The 3,685-nt window shown below is 59.9% G+C and carries 3 protein-coding genes; 2 read left to right on the top strand and 1 reads right to left on the bottom strand.

Features of this window, described 5'->3' with window-relative positions:
• Positions 1 to 2 precede the first annotated feature (2 nt).
• On the top strand, positions 3 to 1,547 hold the full coding sequence (gene der / locus RCH87_RS08985; RefSeq protein WP_373690967.1) for a ribosome biogenesis GTPase Der: 1,545 nt from the start codon (positions 3 to 5) through the stop codon (positions 1,545 to 1,547).
• A 74-nt stretch (positions 1,548 to 1,621) separates the two neighbouring features.
• Here the strand turns inward: der and RCH87_RS08980 are convergent, their stop codons facing one another.
• Entirely contained in the window at positions 1,622 to 2,419 is a 798-nt protein-coding gene (locus RCH87_RS08980; protein ID WP_306516364.1) for a class I SAM-dependent methyltransferase, read from the bottom strand.
• Here RCH87_RS08980 and RCH87_RS08975 point away from each other — a divergent pair.
• Positions 2,397 to 3,685: ABC transporter ATP-binding protein (locus RCH87_RS08975; protein WP_306516363.1), on the top strand; the 1,289-nt coding region annotated here is incomplete at its 3' end. The genes RCH87_RS08980 and RCH87_RS08975 overlap by 23 nt on opposite strands.

Below are 3,685 nucleotides of genomic sequence, written 5' to 3'. Positions count from 1 at the left end.
GCATCATCGATATTATCCAGGGTGTGGACTTGACCGATTCGGGTAATCCGGATGATCCCGATGATTTGGCAACGGAATACCGCGATTACACCGGCGACGATTTCGATGATGCAGAATTTTCCGCCGCGTTTGCTGGTGGCGATGATGCAGGCACCGGCGCTGGCGAACCAGACTGGGATGCACTGGAAGAGGAATTCCTTTCTACCCTGGGTGGCACCCAGGTAGAAGAAGCCCTGTGCACGGTAGCGATCGTCGGTCGCCCGAACGTCGGTAAGTCCTCGCTGACGAACCGTTTTTTGGGGCGCCGCGAAGCCGTCGTCGAAGATGTCCCGGGCGTTACCCGCGACCGCAACTCTTATCTCGCGGAATGGGCAAACCAACGCTTCTGGGTGCAAGACACCGGCGGCTGGGATTCCAACGTCAAAGGCCTGAACGCGCACATCGCGCGGCAGGCTGAAGTCGCCATGGATACCGCTGATGTGATCATCTTCGTCGTGGATACCCGCGTTGGCGCGACCGAGACCGATGTGGTGATGGCCCGGAAACTGCAGCGCTCGAACGTGCCAGTGCTGTTGGTGGCGAATAAATTCGACTCACCGCAGCAATACGCTGATCTGGCGATGTTCTACAGCCTCGGCTTGGGTGATCCATGGCCGGTCTCGGCGCTGCATGGCCACGGTGCTGCCGACGTGCTCGACGAGATGCTGCGGGTGTTCCCAGAAACCCCGCGCCAGACCTCGATTACCTCCGGCCCGCGCAAAGTTGCGCTGGTGGGCAAGCCGAACGTTGGCAAGTCCTCGCTGCTGAATAAATTCGCCAACGAAGAACGCTCGGTGGTCGATAACGTCGCTGGTACCACGGTCGATCCCGTCGACTCGTTGGTGCAGCTGGATGAGCAGATGTGGCGGTTTATCGACACCGCCGGGTTGCGCAAGAAGGTGAAAAACGCGCAGGGTCATGAGTATTATGCCTCCCTGCGCACCCGCGGGGTGATCGATGCTGCCGAGGTCTGCGTGCTGCTGGTGGATGCCTCCGAGCCAATCAGCGAACAAGATCAACGCGTTTTAGCAATGGTCCTGGAATCTGGCAAAGCCTTGGTGCTGGCGCTGAACAAGTGGGACTTGATGGAAGAAGAGCGCCGCTTTTTGCTGGAACGCGAAATGGACGAGCAGCTGCGCCACATCCCGTGGGCAACCCGGGTGAATATTTCGGCGAAAACCGGCCGCGCGCTCAACAAACTGGAGCCAGCCATGATCGCTGCCCTGGAAAGCTGGGACAAGCGCGTGACGACGGGCCAGCTCAACAACTGGATCCGCGAGGCGATCGCCGCCAACCCACCGCCGATGAAAAACAACCGCCTGCCGAAGGTGCTGTTCGCCACCCAAGCAGGCACCCAGCCGCCCACGATCGTGCTGTTTACTACCGGTTTTTTGGATGCCGGGTACCGCCGTTACCTGGAGCGCAAATTCCGCGAGCGCTTTGGTTTCCACGGCACGCCGGTGCGCATCGCCGTTCGTGTGCGCGAGCGCAAAACCAAGCGGAAATAATGCGGCGGTGGCTGCACGCCCCGGTGGAGCAGCACAACCGCACTAACAGCGAGCGCGACTATCGCGAAAGCAGCTTAGTCGCGCTCACTTGCGTCGCGCTCGTAGACAAAAGCGTCGGTGCGATAGGGAAGCGCGATGGTATCGGTGCGTGATTTCTCCCAGAAATCCAGCAGGTACCAGTCCAGGTTGCCCGTCAGCCGGTTGCGGATGCGCTGGTTTGCGCGCTGCCAATAGCTGCGTGAATGCATCAACTCGTGCACCCCGGCGACAGTGAGTTCTTGGTGCATCGTTGTGCGCAGGGTATCTATGAGCTTCCACGGTGCGGCGACCGTCGGGAAAAATCCGGCGGGTTGGATATCACCGGAATGCATGATGCGTGCCAGCCGCAAAATCTCGGGACGGGAAACATCCAAGGTATTCCACACCAGTAGCAACCGCCCACCCGGACGCACCACACGATCTGCTTCGCGGCTGGCAGCCGGTATATCAAACCAGTGCCAGGCTTGGGCGTAGCTCAAACAATCAACCGCATGGTCTGCCAGCCCGGTTGCCTCGGCGCTCGCTTGCCACGTCGATAAGTCTGTGTTGTCTGCGAGGAATCGGCACATGCCCGCGGAAGGATCGAAAGCGTAGACTTGATGTCCGAGCCCAACGAGAGCCCTGCTCAATTGACCAGTTCCTGCGCCGCCGTCGACGACGGTGCCGGGGGTTCCATCGGGCGTGGCTAGGCGTGCCACTGCTGCGGGATAGCCGGGGCGAATCGCGTCGTATGAGGCAGCAGAAAAAGCCCCACCGGCGGCGCGGCGTAAATCTGCGTTAGCGAAGGTGGGGTTCGTTTTCGCAGATGCCTTGAAAAACACAGGAGAAGTCATCGGTACACAAACTAATACACGCAATGCGCAAACGCAGCACAGCGCGGAGTTGGACGTAACCCCGGCCGCGCAGCTTCCCGGCAATGAGGAACCACCAATACCTGCACCGAACGAGCGGTTTTGGCTGCTCAAAACCATCTTTTTGTACCATCGGTTGACCATCCCGGCTGCGGTTGCCACGGTGATCATGTTTCTGTGCACCGGTCTTACTCCCGTGATCGTGGGCCGCGCGATTGACGATGCAGTCGCCAGCGGCGAGCTACCTGCGCTGCTGTGGTGGTTGGCGGTTCTGGCGGCGACCTTCGTGGTGCACGCGATGTGTGGTTGGTTTGGGCGCAAATACTTCGCCTTGGCGATGCTGTGCACAGGGCACTCGCTGCGTATGGCGGTTACTGACCGGGTTACGCATCCCCGTGGGTTGGGCGGGCAGCGTCGTACCGCGGGCGAATTATTATCCATCGCCTCGAGCGACACCCAGCGCATCGCCGATGCTGTGCTGATGGCCGTGTTTCCGTTCGCGGAGTTCGCCTCGATCATTTATGTCGGGGTGATGGTCACGGTTATCAACGTACCGTTGGGGATCGCGGTGTTGGTTGGTGGGCCGATCATGGTGTGGATTTCGGTTTCTGCCTCTGGGCCGTTGCGGCGCCGTTCCGGCAGCCGGCAGCATTGGCTTGCCCAGGCTGCAGCCACCGCGACCGACGTGGTGCACGGGCTGCGGGTGCTCAAAGGCATTGGTGCTGTCGATACGGTCTATACCCGTTATCAGAAAGTTTCTGACGACGCCTACGCCGCCACCGTGCGTGCTCACGGGGCGCGTTCGGTTTTGGATGCGATCACTGAAACCATTGGCTCGGTCTACATCATCGTCATCGGTATCGCCGCTGGTTGGTTGGCGCTTGACGACGTCATCAGCGTCGGTGAATTAATCACCGTGATAGGGCTGACGCAATTTATCATCACGCCGATGACGATGTTGGGCAAAAACATCGCCTCGAAATGGGCGACTGCGCAAGGCTCAGCCAGCAGGATCTGCTCGGTGCTTGCCGCTCCCTATGCCCGGCCGGAATCACACGCGGTAATTAACTGGGAGCTGTTCCCGGAGATTGCGCGCCCGCGCCAAGGGTGCGTGAACGTGATCGAAGCTTCTGTTCCAGAAGGCCTTGAATTACTGCCGCGCGAAAAAGTGTTGGTTGCACCCCATGATGCGCAGCTGTTTAGTGGTTCGATCGCGGATAATATTGTGGAACCCAGTGCGGATTCGCG

Origin of the sequence: Corynebacterium sp. (assembly GCF_030826625.1) — a bacterium.
Classification (GTDB): Bacteria; Actinomycetota; Actinomycetes; order Mycobacteriales; family Mycobacteriaceae; genus Corynebacterium.
The sequence above is the reverse complement of the archived record's forward strand: the minus strand, read 5'-3'. Positions and strand labels throughout refer to the sequence as shown.